The sequence below is a fragment of the Amycolatopsis circi genome, from assembly GCF_003385235.1.
GTDB classification, from domain to species: domain Bacteria; phylum Actinomycetota; class Actinomycetes; order Mycobacteriales; family Pseudonocardiaceae; genus Amycolatopsis; species Amycolatopsis circi.
This window is the reverse complement of record NZ_PQIA01000022.1, coordinates 70,309-84,916: the sequence shown is the minus strand read 5'-3', so window position 1 is coordinate 84,916 and position 14,608 is coordinate 70,309. Positions and strand designations below refer to the sequence as shown.

8 protein-coding genes are annotated in these 14,608 nt (G+C 69.6%); 3 read left to right on the top strand and 5 right to left on the bottom strand.

Annotation, left to right across the window (positions count from 1 at the left end):
• Positions 1–335: 335 nt before the first annotated feature.
• Complete coding sequence (locus tag D0D37_RS12305) at positions 336–2,126, bottom strand: protein kinase family protein (RefSeq protein ID WP_116200636.1); 1,791 nt, start codon at positions 2,124–2,126, stop codon at positions 336–338.
• Between the two features lie 128 nt (positions 2,127–2,254).
• On the opposite strand from D0D37_RS12305, the gene D0D37_RS12300 reads away from it, so the two are divergent.
• Entirely contained in the window at positions 2,255–3,202 is a 948-nt protein-coding gene (locus D0D37_RS12300) for an aldo/keto reductase (RefSeq protein WP_116200635.1), read from the top strand.
• Between the two features lies 1 nt (position 3,203).
• On the opposite strand, the gene D0D37_RS12295 is transcribed toward D0D37_RS12300, so the two are convergent.
• The 4 genes from D0D37_RS12295 to D0D37_RS12280 are packed head-to-tail and all read right to left on the bottom strand — an operon-like array spanning position 3,204 to position 13,073.
• On the bottom strand, positions 3,204–5,291 hold the full coding sequence (locus tag D0D37_RS12295; protein ID WP_116200634.1) for an FUSC family protein: 2,088 nt from the start codon (positions 5,289–5,291) through the stop codon (positions 3,204–3,206).
• Positions 5,288–8,359 carry a GH92 family glycosyl hydrolase gene (locus D0D37_RS12290; protein WP_116200633.1) on the bottom strand — a complete coding sequence of 1,024 codons (3,072 nt, stop codon included), beginning with the start codon at positions 8,357–8,359 and terminating at the stop codon, positions 5,288–5,290. The genes D0D37_RS12295 and D0D37_RS12290 overlap by 4 nt, the downstream gene beginning before the upstream one ends.
• A gap of 39 nt (positions 8,360–8,398) precedes the next feature.
• Positions 8,399–8,755, bottom strand: coding sequence for a GNAT family N-acetyltransferase (locus tag D0D37_RS12285; RefSeq protein ID WP_425266929.1), 357 nt, complete (start codon positions 8,753–8,755; stop codon positions 8,399–8,401).
• A 10-nt stretch (positions 8,756–8,765) separates the two neighbouring features.
• Positions 8,766–13,073 carry a GH92 family glycosyl hydrolase gene (locus D0D37_RS12280; protein WP_116200642.1) on the bottom strand — a complete coding sequence of 1,436 codons (4,308 nt, stop codon included), beginning with the start codon at positions 13,071–13,073 and terminating at the stop codon, positions 8,766–8,768.
• Between the two features lie 218 nt (positions 13,074–13,291).
• On the opposite strand from D0D37_RS12280, the gene D0D37_RS12275 reads away from it, so the two are divergent.
• Together D0D37_RS12275 and D0D37_RS12270 are read left to right on the top strand one after the other, a co-directional pair.
• On the top strand, positions 13,292–13,948 hold the full coding sequence (locus tag D0D37_RS12275) for a class I SAM-dependent methyltransferase (protein WP_116200632.1): 657 nt from the start codon (positions 13,292–13,294) through the stop codon (positions 13,946–13,948).
• Positions 13,948–14,583, top strand: coding sequence for a class I SAM-dependent methyltransferase (locus D0D37_RS12270; RefSeq protein ID WP_116200631.1), 636 nt, complete (start codon positions 13,948–13,950; stop codon positions 14,581–14,583). Before D0D37_RS12275 ends, D0D37_RS12270 begins: the two co-directional genes overlap by 1 nt.
• The last annotated feature ends 25 nt before the right edge of the window (positions 14,584–14,608 follow it).

Sequence of the window (14,608 nt, the reverse complement as noted above, 5' to 3'; positions counted from 1 at the left end):
GCTACCCCTACCGAGGCAAAACCCGGCAGCCGACCAGCAACAAAACCAGCTACCAGGTCCACCCCGCACCAGCCACCACACCCACCACGACAGCACAACCCAGAGCAGCCTAAGTTCCTGGCATTGACTCTGAGTCCCTCAGGGTTCCCCTCACGGACAGCAAACCCCGTGCCACCCCCACGACCAGGACAGGCACACTTCGAACCGCACCCACAGCGCCGCCTTGAGTCCCTGGCATGGGGATCTGGGTCCGTGAGGGGCCCCTTCACGGACCGGCGGCGGCCGCATCGCGGTGTTCGCCCGGCGCACTGAGGCGGCTAGTGATCGGGGCGGGGTCAGGGTTTGCGCCACAGGTGGACGGTGGTGTCCGCCGTCGAGCCGGAAGTGGTGGCGAGGGTTTTCCCGTCCGGGCTGACCGCGAGGGTGAGGATTCCGGGGAGACCGGCTCCGTCCTGTTTGCCGTCGAGGTCCCGGACCGTGACGGTGCCCGTCGCGAGCGCGATGAGGTGCTGGTCGTCCATCCCGGGGACAGCCATGGTGGGGAAGCCGTCTTTCATTTCCCCGTTGCCGGGATCCTGGGTCAGGGGAAAGGCCGGGCGGATCTCCTTGTGCGTGGCGGTGTCCCACTGCCGCACCTTCTGCACCGAGCCGATCCCGCCGCTCGAGGTGGTGATCAGCGTCCGGCCGTCGGGCCGGAAGGCCAGGCAGCAGAGCCGCTCGGTTTCGGCGAAGGCGATCGGGTTTCCCCGCATCCGGAGCGAAGCGGTGTCCCACAGGTCGAGCTGGCTGGGGTGGGCGGAGTGGCCGTCCCACTCGTAGACGGCGAGCGTGCGTCCGTCGGGGCTGAACTGCGAGTACCGGAACGTCGCCGGTGTTTCGACGCTGCCGATGCGAGTGCGGTCGGCGACCCGCCACAGTTCGAGTCTGCGCGGGGAGGCCATCGGCACCGCCGCGACGCTGCCGTCGTGGCTGAGCGTGGGCCAGCTGCCGTAGCCGTCGATGTTTTCGAGCACGAGGGGTTCGCCGATTTTCCGGCCGGTTCGCGGATCCCAGGTTTGCGCCGTGAACCGCTTGTCTTTGACCCAAGAGGCGACCAGGGCGATGCCGTCGGGGCGGAAAGCCAGCCCGGTGTTGCCGGAGTCGGGGAAGGGGCCGATGCGCGGGCCGACCGGTTTGCGTGTCACGAGGTCCAGGACGTCGACGGTGAAGTCGGCGTTCACCGTGGCGAGGAGCCGGCTGTCGTGGTTGAACGCAAGGAGTTGCGGATCTCCGCGGGCGGTGAGGAATCCGGATTCGACGAGCGGCGGTTGCGGTGCCGGCGGGAGCGCGGGCGGGTCCGGCCAGGCGATCCAGGCGGCGAGTCCGGCGATCACCAGGGCGAGCGCGCCGATCAGGATTCCCCGGCGCGGTGCCGGGCGGCGCGGAGGCGGCGGGGAGTCCGGGGAATCGGTGAGCTGGTAGATCACCGGGTCGGTCTTGTCCGGTACTGGCTGGCCGTCGAGGTACTGGGCGAGTTCGGCGGTGCGCTCGGCGATGAGCTTCTCGACGGCGGGCGGCCACGGTTCGACAGCCGGACCGATCGCTTCGAGGAGTTCGGCGGCGGTGGGCCGGTCGGCCGGGTTCTCCGCGAGGCACGGGCGAAGTGCCTCGGGAAGCGCGGACTGACCGACCAGAAGCGTGCCGAGCGCGAACAGGTCGTCGGTGGGGTCGTCGCCGGTCGCGCGGGCGACGAGCCTTGCACCGCTGCTGGTGAACCGGACGTGGGACGGCGTCAGTTGTCCGTGCGCGAGTCCGGCGCTGTGCAGCTGGGTCAGGTCGGCCGCGATTCCGGCGGCCAGCCGGAGCACCGCCGGTTCGGGCAGTGCTCCGGGCACGTCCCGCAGGGCGGGGCCGGGATGGAATTCCTGAGCCAGCCATGGCGTGGAGGCGTCCGGATCGGCATCGAAGACCACGCTCAACGCTGCGATTTCGGTGCGGAACCCGTTGGCGGCGGACGTCCGGAGCGAGACCAGGCGGTCGTCCGGTCCGCTGCCGAGCAGCACCCGGGTCTTCTCGTTCCGGGCCAGTTCCGCGAGCACCCGGTACTGCCCGAGCCAGAGCGGATCGCCGAGCGCCGGTCTTCTCATCAGCTGCCTCCCCAGAAAGCTGTCCGAGAAGGACGATCTTGCCAGTCGCGCGGCAGGGCAAGGTACGGGCGGGCAGAATCTCTCGTCGCCGCGGGCATTCCGCGGGCCGGGAGTGCTTGAATGCGATCATGGTCGCACTTCGCACTCTGGGCTCATCCGACCTCGCCGTCTCACCGCTGTGCCTCGGCGGGAACGTGTTCGGCTGGACGGCCGACGAAACGGCGTCGTTCGCCGTGCTGGACGCCTATGCCGAGGCGGGCGGGAACTTCCTCGACACGTCCGATTCGTACATGTACCACTTCCCGGGCAACGAGGCCGGGCAGTCCGAGACCATCATCGGCAAGTGGCTCGCCGCTCGCGGCAACCGGGACGACGTGGTCGTCGCGACGAAGGTCGGGGACAGCCCGCGGTTCAAGGGTCTCGCTCCGGCGAACATCAAGGCCGCGGCCGAGGAATCGTTGCGGCGGCTGGGGATCGACCGGATCGACCTGTACTACACGCATTTCGACGACGAGTCCGTCCCGGTCGGGGACATCGTCGCCGCGCTCGACGAGCTGGTGCAGGAGGGCAAGGTCCAGGCGATCGGGACGTCGAACATCAGCCCGGAACGGCTGGCCGCGTCGCTGGAGTTCTCCGACCGCGAGGGGCTGGCGAAATACGTCGCGTTGCAGCCGAAGTACAACCTCGTCGCGCGGGAGTACGAGAGCGAGCGGCGGGGGATCGCGGAGCGGCACGGGCTGGCCTGCGTCCCGTATTTCGGTCTCGCGTCCGGGTTCCTGACCGGCAAGTACCGGCCGGGCCAGCAGGTCGACAACATCCGCAACTTGCCTGGTCTCGCGGGCGGTTACGCGGACTCCGAGCACGGCGTGAAGGTGCTGGCGGCGCTGGAGGAGGTCGCCAAGGCTCGTGGTGCGGAGATGCCGACGGTCGCGTTGGCCTGGCTCGCGCAGCAGCCGACAGTGGCCGCGCCGATCGCGTCCGCGCGGACGGTCGAGCAGGTGCCCGCGCTGGTCGCGATGCAGGACGTGCAGCTGAGCGACGACGAGCTGCGGATTCTCGACGCCGCCTCCGCGTAGGTCAGCTGTGCCGCAGGGGGTCCTGCGCGCCGACGCCTAGCACGCGGCCGAGCGCGATGAGTCCCTCGTCGAGGTGGCTCAGGCTGGACAGCACGGCGCGGGTTTCGGCCTCGTCGATCCGGTCGGCGACCGGGGTTCCGTCGTCGCGGACGAGCTTGCGCAGCCGCGTGCTGCCCGGGTTGCTGACTGCCTCGTGCACGAGGTCGACGTTCGCGATGATCCGGCTGGCGAACTGGTCCAGCCGTTCCGCGACCGGGCCGTCGAGCTGGCCGGGCTGCGCGCGGGCGGCGACGTGCCGGGCGCGGAAGGCGATGCCCTCCAAGGTGGTCAGGACGTGCCAGCCGTAGTCGCGGCGGGCGCTGCGCAGGTTGATCGGGTGGGTGAGCGGTTCGATCGTCAGCCGCACCTGCTCGACCGCCCGGTCCAGGTCTCGGGACATCTCGATGATGTTCACGTTCTCCCGGCCGGACAGCAGCGTCGCCGCGGACTCGATGAACTCGTGCAGTTCGTCGAGTGCGATCGCGATGTCGTCGAGCATCACGGCGCGGGTGCGGACCGGGAGCACCACTACGGCGGCGAGCAGCCCGCACGCCGCGCCGACCGCGGTTTCGGCGACCCGGATCCACAGCACCTCGATGCTGAACGTGCCGAGCAGGCTGTAGAGCAGGCCGAGCATGCTCGTCACGAAGAACGCCATCAGGAACTGCGAAACCCGCGCCGTGTAGACCATGCCGAAGACGCAGACCAGCAACAGCGTCAGGATCGCCGGGGTGTTGCCGCTGACCAGCAATGCCAGCGCGACGCCGCCGACGATGCCCAGCAGCGTCCCGCCGGTGCGGCGCATGCCCTTCACGAACCGCGCGCCCGCGCTGGACGTGCCGATGAAGACGACGAACACCGTCAGCACCGCCCAGTACCAGCGTTGCGGCGAGATCAGCTGCCCGGCCAGGACGGCGAGTCCGCCGCCCAGCACGGCCTGGATTGCGCCGCGGGTCTGGTTGTCGTAGGCGAACACCTTGGGCGGTTCGTCTTCCTCGTCCTCTTCGACCAGGAAGTCCACTCCTGCCTGCAGGCTCGCGATCCGCTGCGCCCGGTCGTCCGCGACGGCCAGTTCGGCGATCGCGCGGCGGACGCCGTCGCCGGGGTGCGCACGTTCGTCGATCCGGCTGCCTTCCACCAGCATCCGGCTGTACTCGCCGGTCTCGCTGATCAGCGGCAGGTCGCGCGGATCGCGTTCCATCAGCGACCGGAACCGGGACAGCCGGGCCACGAGATCGTCCGCGACGCCTTCGGGCAACGGCTGCGAGCACGTCCGCCGCACGGTGATCACCAGCCACTGCACGGCCAGTTCGACCTCGATCACCCGGCGGCGCAGCTGATCGGCACGGCGGTCGTCGACCACGTCGGGAGCGTGGTCCTCGATCAGCAGGACCACCTCGTGCAGCCGCTCGACCGACGTGCGGATCTGCCGGTTGCTGCGGTCCGAACCGCCGGACGAGATGTAGGACTCCGTCGCCCGGACGGCCGCTCCGAGCCGCGCGCGGAAGGCCTGCCGGTAGCGGATCAACTCGCTCTCGGCGTTGCGGCGCAAGAGAAGGAACCGCATGACCGCGTTCGCCGCGACGCCGGTCGCCAGCGCGATCAGCAGGTGCGGCACCTGCGCGAGGTGCGCCTGCAGGAACATCGGGAAGAAGAACAGGAAGAACGCCATCGACCCGAGCGCGATGCCGCGCGCGCCGAACCGCTGCACGTACACCGCGACGAAGATCAGCAGCACGAACACGACGCTGTCGAGCGGCGCGTAGGCGGAGCCGAAACAGGCGGCGGTGATGGAGGCGGCTCCGACCACGAGTGCGAGGAGCAGCGTGACGGCCTGGCCGCCGCTGGTCGCGTCGTTGACGGTGAACGCGCTCATCATCGCCGCGATGGCCGCGACGAGCGTGGTGGTGAGCGGGAAATGCAGCGGCAGCATCGCGAGGACCGCGAGCACGATGCCGAGCACCGCCGACGCGGCGAGCCGCAGCCGGACGAGGCCGGGGTCGGCGGCCGCCAGCCGGTCGAGGAAGGCGTTGCGTACATCGGTGATCATCGGGCCAGCAGCTCCCACTGGGCGAGGGCGACGCGCCGCCGGGTCGAGGCGCGGACCCGCAGCCGGTAGTGCCGGCACGCGGCGGGATCGGCAAGCACGAACGGCCGGGTCTGGCGCCGCCAGCGGAACACCTCGCCGGAGCGTTCGTCCAGGGTCCGCCACTGCTGTCCGTCGTCGGAGCCTTCGAGCACCCAATCCCGCGGATCGCCTGCGCTGCCGCCGGAAGTGAGCGTGTAGAGGACGACTTCGCGCGGCTCGCCTTCGGTGGTGAAAGAGATGGTCGGCCTCGGGGTGCGGAAGACGGCCTGGGTGCGGCTGGTGTTGTCCGTCAAAGCGGCGATGCCGGTGCCCGTGAGGTCGGTGAGCGGCGCAGGCGCGACCGGGGTGACCGGTTCGGCACCCCAGTCGCCGGGCTCGGCGCGGACGTCGAACTCCAGCACGGCGCCGCGGGCGAGGACGGCGTGCGCGAGGGTGGCCGAAGGGTGCGGTTCGCCGTCGACAGTCAGGCCGTGCACGTACGGCGTATCGGGCTCGCTGTCGGCAGTCGCGGCGCGGGGTGCTCGGATCACCAGGTCCTTTCCGTTCTCGAGGTGCACGGTGGCGGAGCGGAACAGCGGCGCGCACACCGCGTAGCGCGGGCTGCCGACGGTCAACGGGTAGAGACCGAGGGCGGTGAAGACATACCAGGCCGACATTTCGCCGTTGTCCTCGTCCCCTGGATAGCCCTGGCCGAGTTCGCTGCCGAGGTACAGCCGGCGCAGCACTTCGCGGACGGTCCGCTGGAGTTTCGCCTGGGCTCCGGCGAACGCGTAGACGAACGGGATGTGGTGCGAGGGCTGGTTGGAGTGCCCGTATTGGCCCATCCGCACGTCCCGGGCCTCGGTCATCTCGTGGATCCGGCCGCCCTGCCCGGTCTCCGGGATCCGGAAGAACTCGTCGAGCTTCGCCTCGAGACCTGCCGGGCCGCCGTGGAGCGCGGCGAGACCGGGGCCGTCGTGCGGCGCGGAGAACGCGGTGTTCCAGGCGTTGGTCTCCACGTAATCCGGACCCCATTCCTCGGGGTCGAAACCGGCGGCCGGGCGCCGCCAGCCGCCGTCGAGAGTGCGGCCCTGGAAGAAGCCGATCCGCGCGTCGAAGTGATGGGCGTAGTGCTGGGCGCGCTGGCGGAAGTAGACAGCGTTGTCGGCGAACCGGCGGGCCCGCGCTCCGCTGCTTTCCCGGGCGAGCGCGTCGGACAGATTGGCGAGGCCGAAGTCATTGAGGCAGCCTTCGAGCGCCCAAGACAGGCCGCCGCGCGTGGAGGTCGGGGTGTAGCCGAGGAACGCGGAGCGGTCGAGTCCCTTGCGGCCGACGCTCGCGCGCGGTGGCGTGACGGTGGCGTTCTTGAGCGCGGCGTCGTAAGCGGCCTCGACGTCGAAGTTCGTGACGCCTTTCAGGTACGCGTCGGCGAACGCGACGTCGGAGCTGGTGCCGGTCATCAGGTCGGCGTAGCCGGGGGAGGACCACCGGGCGATCCAGCCGCCTTCGCGGTACTGCTGCACGAAACCGTCGACCATCCGGCCGCACTGGCGCGGCGCGAGCAGCGCGTACGCGGGCCATGTCGTGCGGTAGGTGTCCCAGAAGCCGTTGTTGACGTACAGCTCGCCGTCCACGACCTTCGCGCCGGTGCGCCGCCGCGTGCTCGGCCGGAAACTCCGCACGACCGGGCTCGCGTGCCGGATGCCGCGCGGCGTGTTCTCGTGCGCGACGTTCGGATAAAGGAACAGCCGGTAGAGACACGAGTAGAAAGTGGTCAGCTCGTCCTCGGACGCGCCTTCCAGCTCGACCCGCCCGAGCACCTCCTGCCAGCGTTCCCGCGCCCGGTCCCGGACCTGGCCGAACGTCGTGCCCGGCGGGATTTCCAGCTCCAGGTTCCGTTGCGCCTGCGCGAGACTGATCAGCGACGTCGCGATCCGCAGCGCCACCACGGGCTCGGCGAACTCGAGGCTCCCGGTCACCGTCCGCCAGAACGGCCGCCGGACCCGCCCGCCGCCGACCGGGCGTTGATCAGCCTCCGCGTACACGAACATCCGCCGCGCGCCGGTCGACAGCCCGCTCCGCACCCAGGTGTGGCCGGTGACGACCCCGCGCTCGGCGTCGATCCGGAGGCCGCCGCGGTTGCGGGCGTTGTCGAACAACACCCAGCCGCGGCCGTCGGGGAACGCGAACCGGAACATCGCCGCGTGCTCGGACGGCGCGACGTCCGCGGTGATTCCGGTGCGGAACCGGACACCGTAATGGTGCGCCCGGTCGGTCTCGTCGTCGTGGCTGAACGCCAGGGAACGCCGCACGCGGTCCGTCTCGACCGGTCCGGTGCCGGGCATCAGGTGAAAGGTGTGCCGGTCGCCCATCCACGGACTCGGCTGATGGCTGAGCCCGAACGCCTGCAGCCGCGGCTCGTTCCGCTCGTCGTTGTGCCGGTGATACGAGTAGAACCAGTTCAGCGCCCGGGCGTCGGTGACCGGGGTCCAGAAGTTGAAGCCGTGCGGGACCGCGGTGGCCGGGAAGGTGTTGCCGCGCGAGAACTCGCTGCTGGAATGCGTGCCGCGGGTCGTGCGGACCCAGTCGACCGGGTCCTTGCGCTCCGGCGGATGTTCGGCGATCCGGACGTCGTCGAGCCAGCCTGTCGCATCCGTCGCCAGCAGGATGCGCCGCACCCGCCGTCCCGCGAACGCTTTCAGCGGACGGCGCACCAGGTTCCACTGGTCGACGTAGAGGTTCTTCGCCTCGGGGGAGAACCCGGCGCGGCTGCCGTCGTCGAACTCGACGTCGAGCGCGACGCGGGTGCTGCTCGGGCCGTCGGACTCCGGGAAGACCACATACGACAGTGCACTGTGGTCAGTCACCGGAACGTCCACCTCGAACAGCGTCACGGTCGGCCCGGCCTGGTAGCGCAAGGCTTTCAACCCGCTGAACCCGACGCCGGTCCTCGCGGTCGGCGACCGGCGCGGCCCGTTGTCCACTCGCGCCCCTGCTACCGGCTGCGGATCGCCCGCTTCGAACGAGGAGAAGAACGCAGCCGTGGTCACGGCCCCCACGGTAATCGCTCCCGCACCGGCGGTGCCGGATCAGCTCGCGGTGAGCCGGATCAACCCCGCGTCGGTGGAGACGAAACCGCAGGCGCCGAAGTAGAACGGACGCAGCTGCGGTTCGAAGTCCACGTGCAGCCACTCGCAGCCCGCGTCCCGAGCGGCGTCCCGCGCGCGGCGGACGAGTTCGGTGCCGATGCCGCGGTGCTGCCAGTCCGCGTGCACCTTCGGGTCGAGGAGGAACGCGTGGTCCGCGCCGTCCCACGCGACGTTCGCGAACCCGACCAGCTGGTCGCCGTCGTGCGCGCTGACCCAGCCGCTGGGCGCGCGAGCCAGCCAATAAACAGCCGTGAGGGGAACCCTGAGGGACTCAGAGTCCCTCAGGGTTCCCCTCACGGACAGCCGATCAGAACTTCGCGCACTGTCCGGCGGACGGGCCGCGGACGGTGTTGGCGAGGTCGTGATCCGTCGGGGCGGGGGAGTTGCCCGTGCAGGCCAGCGGCCCGCCCACGGTGCTGCTCGTGATCAGCGGCCCCTGGTTACCGGTCAGGTTCACCGGACCGGAGATGTCGGTCAGCTCGATCGACACCGGCCCGGTCGAGCCGGTGATCGACACCGGACCGGCCACCTTCGTCCGGTTCAGCACCACCTGCGCCGCACCGGCCGCCGCGAGCGGGCCGGTGATCTGGCCGCCGCGCACGATCAGCGAAGCGCCGCGCGCCACGTTCACCGGACCCGACACCGTCGCGCCGTTCAAGCACACCACACCGCTCGACACGGTCAGCGGGCCGTTCTGCACGCCGGTCAGCGTCTTCGTGCACGAGGCGTCCGGACGGCCCAGCAGCTCGAACTCCGCCAGCGTCGCCGGACCGCCGGTGGTCGCGGTGACCTCCAGCCGGTAGTAGGCGTAATGCGCCGGGTTCTTCACCGCGAACGCCCGCGTCTGCTGCCGCCACTGGAACGACTGGTCGGTCTGCTGATCGGCCACCGACCAGTTCTTCCCGTCGTACGAACCCTTCAGCGTCCAACTCTTCGCGTCGCCCGCGCCGGTGCCGGAGGTGAGCGTGTAGTGCGTGACCGCCTCATCCGTGGACTTCAGCTGGTACTGTACCGCACCCGTCACCTTCGCCTGCGTGCGCGAAGTGTTGTCCACCAACGCCGACGCGTCCGAACCGTCCGAAGTGGACAGCGTGCCCAGCCCCGGCCCGGTCTCGTCGTGCAGCGGCGTCGGCACCGCGTCGCCGGTGGTGATCGACTTCGGCGCGTCGCCCGCGCCGGTGCCCCACGTCGACGGGTTCGGGCCCATGTCGAAGTCGAGCGTGGCGCCGTGGGCGAGCACGTCGTGCGGCAGCGACGTCGACGTCCAGTTCTTCCCGTTGACCTTGAGACCCTGGACGTAGACGTTCTTCGCCGAGTTCTTCGGCGCGTTGATCACCAGGTCCCCGCCCGGCAGGTGCACGGTCGCCTTGGTGAACAGCGGCGACCCGATCGCGTAGTCCGGGCTGCCCATCTGCAGCGGGTAGAAGCCCAGCGAGCTGAACACGTACCACGCGGACATCTCGCCGTTGTCCTCGTCGCCCGCGTAGCCCTGGCCCAGCTCACTGCCGGTGTACAGCCGCGACACCGCTTCGCGCACCTTCGCCTGCGTCTTCGCCGGCTGGCCCGCGTAGTCGTACATGTAGAGGATGTGATGTGAGGGCTGGTTGGAGTGGCCGTACTGGCCCATCCGCACGTCCCGCGCCTCCCGCATCTCGTGGATCACGCCGCCGTAGCTGCCCGGGTAGTTCGCGGTCTCCTGGTCGGCGAAGAACTGGTCGAGCTTGGCGCCCAGCTTGTCCTTGCCACCGTACAGATTCGCCAGCCCCTGCCCGTCCTGCGGCACGGTGAAGGCCATGTTCCAGCCGTCGGTCTCGGTGTAGTCCCCGCCCCACTGCCGCGGATCGTAGGCGGCCTTGTCCTTGGTGAACTTCCCGCTCGCGTCCTTGCCCTGGAAGAACCCGGTGCTCGGGTCGAACAGGTTCACGTACTGCTGCGCGCGGCTGGTGAAGTACTGGTAGTTCTCCAGGTACTCCGCCTTGCGCGGGTCGTTCGCCGCGGCCTGGTCGTACAGCTTCTTCGACAGGTTCGCGATGCCGAAGTCGTTGACGTAGCCCTCGATCGCCCACGAGAAGCCCTCGCCGGTCGAGTTCGGCGTGTAGCCCAGGAACTCCGACTGGTCCAGCCCCTTGCGGCCGACCGCCGAGTTCGGCGGCGTCACCGTGGCGTTCTTCAACGCCGCGTCATAGGCCGACTTGACGTCGAAGTTCGTCACGCCCTTCTGGTAGGCGTCAGCGAACGCGACGTCCGAGCTGGTGCCGGTCATCAGGTCCGCGTAACCGGGGGAGGACCAGCGCGCGATCCAGCCGCCGTCGCGGTACTGCTGCACGAAACCGTCCACCATCTTGCCCGCCATGTCCGGCGTGAGCAGCGAGTAGGCAGGCCAGGTGGTCCGATAGGTATCCCAGAAGCCGTTGTTGACATACGTCTGCCCGTCGACGACCTTCGACCCGGTCTGCGTCGCGGTGTCTGTTCCGCTCTTCGGCGAAACCGGGCTCGCGTACTGGTACTTCGGCGCTTCCTTCGTGCCGACGTTCTCGAAACCCTCGTTCGGGTACAGGAACAGCCGGTACAGGTTGGAGTACAGCGTCTCCATCTGGTCCTTCGACGCGCCCTGCACCTCGATCACGCCGAGCTGCTTGTCCCACGCCTGCTGCGCCGCGTCCCGCACCGAGTCGAACCCGGCGTTCGGGGCGATCTCCTGCTCCAGGTTCTTCTTCGCCTGGTCCACGCTGATCAGCGACGTCGCGATCCGCATCGTCACGGTCTTGTCCGCGCCCGCGGCGAACCGCAGATACCCGGTCACGTTGTCCCGGTTCTGCCCGGTCAGCTTGCCGCCGGTCGTGACGGGCTTGTCGAACGTCGCGTAGACGAACATCCGCCCGGCGCCCGCGGACAGCCCGCTCTTCGCGTCGGAGTACCCGCTGAGCGTGCCGTTCGCCGGGTCGAGCGTGAGCCCGCCGGAGTTGTTGACGTTGTCGAAGATCAGACTGGAATCGTTGCCCGGGAACGAGAACCGCATCATCGCCGCGTGATCCGTCGGCGCGATCTCGGTCTTGATCCCGTTCTGGAACGTGACGCCGTAGTAATGCGCCCGCGCCACCTCGTTGTCGTGCGTGAACGGCAGCGCCCGCTTGTCGCGGTTCGCGTCCGGCACCCCGCTCGCCGCCGACGGCATCACCTGGAAGCTCTGCCGGTCGCCCATCCACGGGCTCGGCTCGTGGCTCACGCTGAACGCCTGCAACGCCGGAAGATTGTCCGCGTTGTTCTGCGAGTGGTAGTTGTACAGCCAGCTCGCCGAACCCGCGTCCGTCACCGGAGTCCAGAAGTTGAAGCCGTGCGGCACCGCGGTCGCCGGGAAGTTGTTGCCCCGGGAGAACGTGCCGTTCGCCATCGTGCCGCGCGTGGTGAGCACGTTGTCGCTGGGCCGGGTGCTGGCCGGCGGCGTCGGCGTCGCGGAGATCTTCAGATCGTCCAGCCATCCCGCGAACTGGGCCGGGCCGTTCGGGTTGTCGTAGCCGATCGCGATCCGGTCGATCGTCTTGCCCGCCGCGACCCGCCCGATCGCCGAACGCACCAGGTTCCACTGGTTCGCGTAGAGGACCTTGCTCGCGCCCTGGCCCTCCGGCGTCAGCGGGAACCCGTACTGGTCCGTCGCGCCGAGGTCGCGCAGATGCGTGCCGTCGGTGAAGTCCAGGTCGACCGCGACGTTCGTGCTCGGGTACTTGAGATCGCCCTCGACGAACTGCGGCTGCACCTTGTACGACAGTTCGGTCGTCCCGGTCACCGGGAGGTCGACGTCGTAGGCCTTGTTGTAGGAGTAGCCGTGCCCGGCCTTGGGCTGGCTGCCGGAATAGCGGAACGCCTTCTTCCCGGTGAACCCGACCCGGTTCTTGTTGGTGTAGCCCGACGTCGGCCCGGAGTCGACCACGCTGCGCATGTTCGGCAACGGCGGCGGGGCCGGATCGTCGTTGGCCAGCAGCAGCTCGGACATCTGCATGATGCTGTCGCCGTTGTTGCCCGTGACGTTCAGCCGGTAGTACGTGTACGCGGCACTCGGCGCGGCCAGCTTGTAGTCGTTCTGCTGGAAACGGTTCGCGAACGACTGGCCGGACTGCTTGTCCAGGTCCGTCCACTGCTGGGCGTCGTTCGAGCCCTGCAGCGTCCAGTCCCGCGGATCGCGGCCGGGGAAGTCGTTGGCCGAGCTGATCGCGTAGTGCGTGATCTTCGTCGGCTCGGACAGCGTGAACGTCACCGACGCGGTCGGATCCCACGACAGCCACTTCGTGCCCGTGCTGCCGTCGATCAGATTCGCGGCGACCTCGCCGCCACCAGTGTTCTCGCTGGTCGCGCTGACGTCGGTGACCTTGCCCCGGATGTCGCCGGGAATCGCGGTCCCGTTCGCGCCGTCGACGCCCGAAGCCCGCGGCTTCCCGGCGGCATCGGTGTCGACGGCGTCTTGCGTCGGTTGCGGATCGTTCGGCTCGAACGAAGAAACGAAGTCCGGCGGGGCGGCCTCGCCCGGCGCGGCGCCGGCCGCGGCGGGAAGGACGACCAGGCCCGCCGCCGCCACGGCCGCGGCGAGCACGACGTGGAACGGTCTGGCGCTTCGGGGCATCATTGCTCCCAGTTCGTCAGGGGGATCAGGGATGGGGAAACGAGTCGGGACTCGGGGGCCCCGGAAGCTCAACTCGCGGGTGACATCGATGTCAAGGCCGCCCCGCAAACCTGACCGGAAACGGACAACCGCCGAGCGCCGCGACTGCGGCAACTGGGTGGTCCCGTCCGGCCCGTCGAGCGCACCGGCGCCGAGGCCCGGCGGGTATAACAGAGCCCATGCCAGACGACGCCATCGATCCGGACGAGGAAGCCCGCCGCCGGGCCGGACTCGCACTCGCCAACGGTGACCCCACCGGGTGGTTCGAGCCCCTCTACGCGGCCGCGGAAGCCGGAGAGGCCGTCGTGCCGTGGTACCGCGGCGAGCCCTCCCCGGAACTCGCCGCGTGGATCGCCGACCGGCCTGGCAACGGACGCCGCGCCCTCGTCGTCGGCTGCGGGATGGCCGACGACGCCGAACTCCTCGCCGCCTCCGGATACGAGACCTCCGCCTTCGACGTCTCGCCCAGCGCGATCAAAGCCGTGCTCAACCGCTTCCCGGACACGACCGTTTCCTACCGCACCGCGGACCTGCTCACCCCGCCCGCGGAATTCCACTACGCCTTCGACCTGGTCGTGGAGATCATGACCGTCCAGTCGATGCCCAAAGACGTCCACGACCCGGCCATCGCCTCGGTCTCCGGTTTCGTCGCCCCGGGCGGCACGCTCGTCGTCGGCGCGGTCGCCGAGGAAAGCATCGACCTCGACACCTGGGCCGGACCGCCGTGGCCGCTCAGCAAGGCCGAGGTCGGATCCTTCGGTCGCGACGGCGTCACCCTCGTCTCGCTGGAACGGGTCCGCGACGACGCCCGCTGGTGGGCGGAGTTCACCCGCTGATGACCGAGGACCGTCCCGAGACGTCCCATGAACGGTCCGCGGGCCGTCCGTGGGACGAGTCCTATCAGGACGGTCCGGCCCCGTGGGACCTCGGCCGTCCGCAACCGGCGATCGCGGAACTCGCCGCCGAGGGCGCGTTCCGCGGTACGGTCCTCGACGCCGGATGCGGCACCGGGGAGAACGCGCTGCACCTCGCCGCGACCGGACTGTCCATTGTGGGCATCGACGTCGCGGAAACCGCGGTCGCACAAGCGAAAGAGAAAGCCCGGGTTCGCGGTCTCGCGGCCGAGTTCTCGGTCGGGGACGCGTTCCGGCTGTCCACTTTGGACCGGATCTTCGACACCGTTCTCGACTGCGGGCTGTTCCACACCTTCGACGCCCGGGAACGCCGGACCTACGTCGCCAGCCTCGCGTCCGTCACCGAACCGGGCGCAAGGCTGCACGTCCTGTGCTTCCGCGACGAAGGCTCGGACTCCGGCCCGCACCCGGTCACGCAAGCGGAACTGGAAGCGCCTTTCCGCGACGACAACGGCTGGCGGATCGAGACTTTGAGGGACAGCCGGATCGTCGCCCGGTTCGCGCCGGAGGGGCTCCCGGCCTGGCTGGTGACCGTCCGGCGCGTCGACCCGTCGTGAGTGTTGATCACGGTTAGAACCGTGA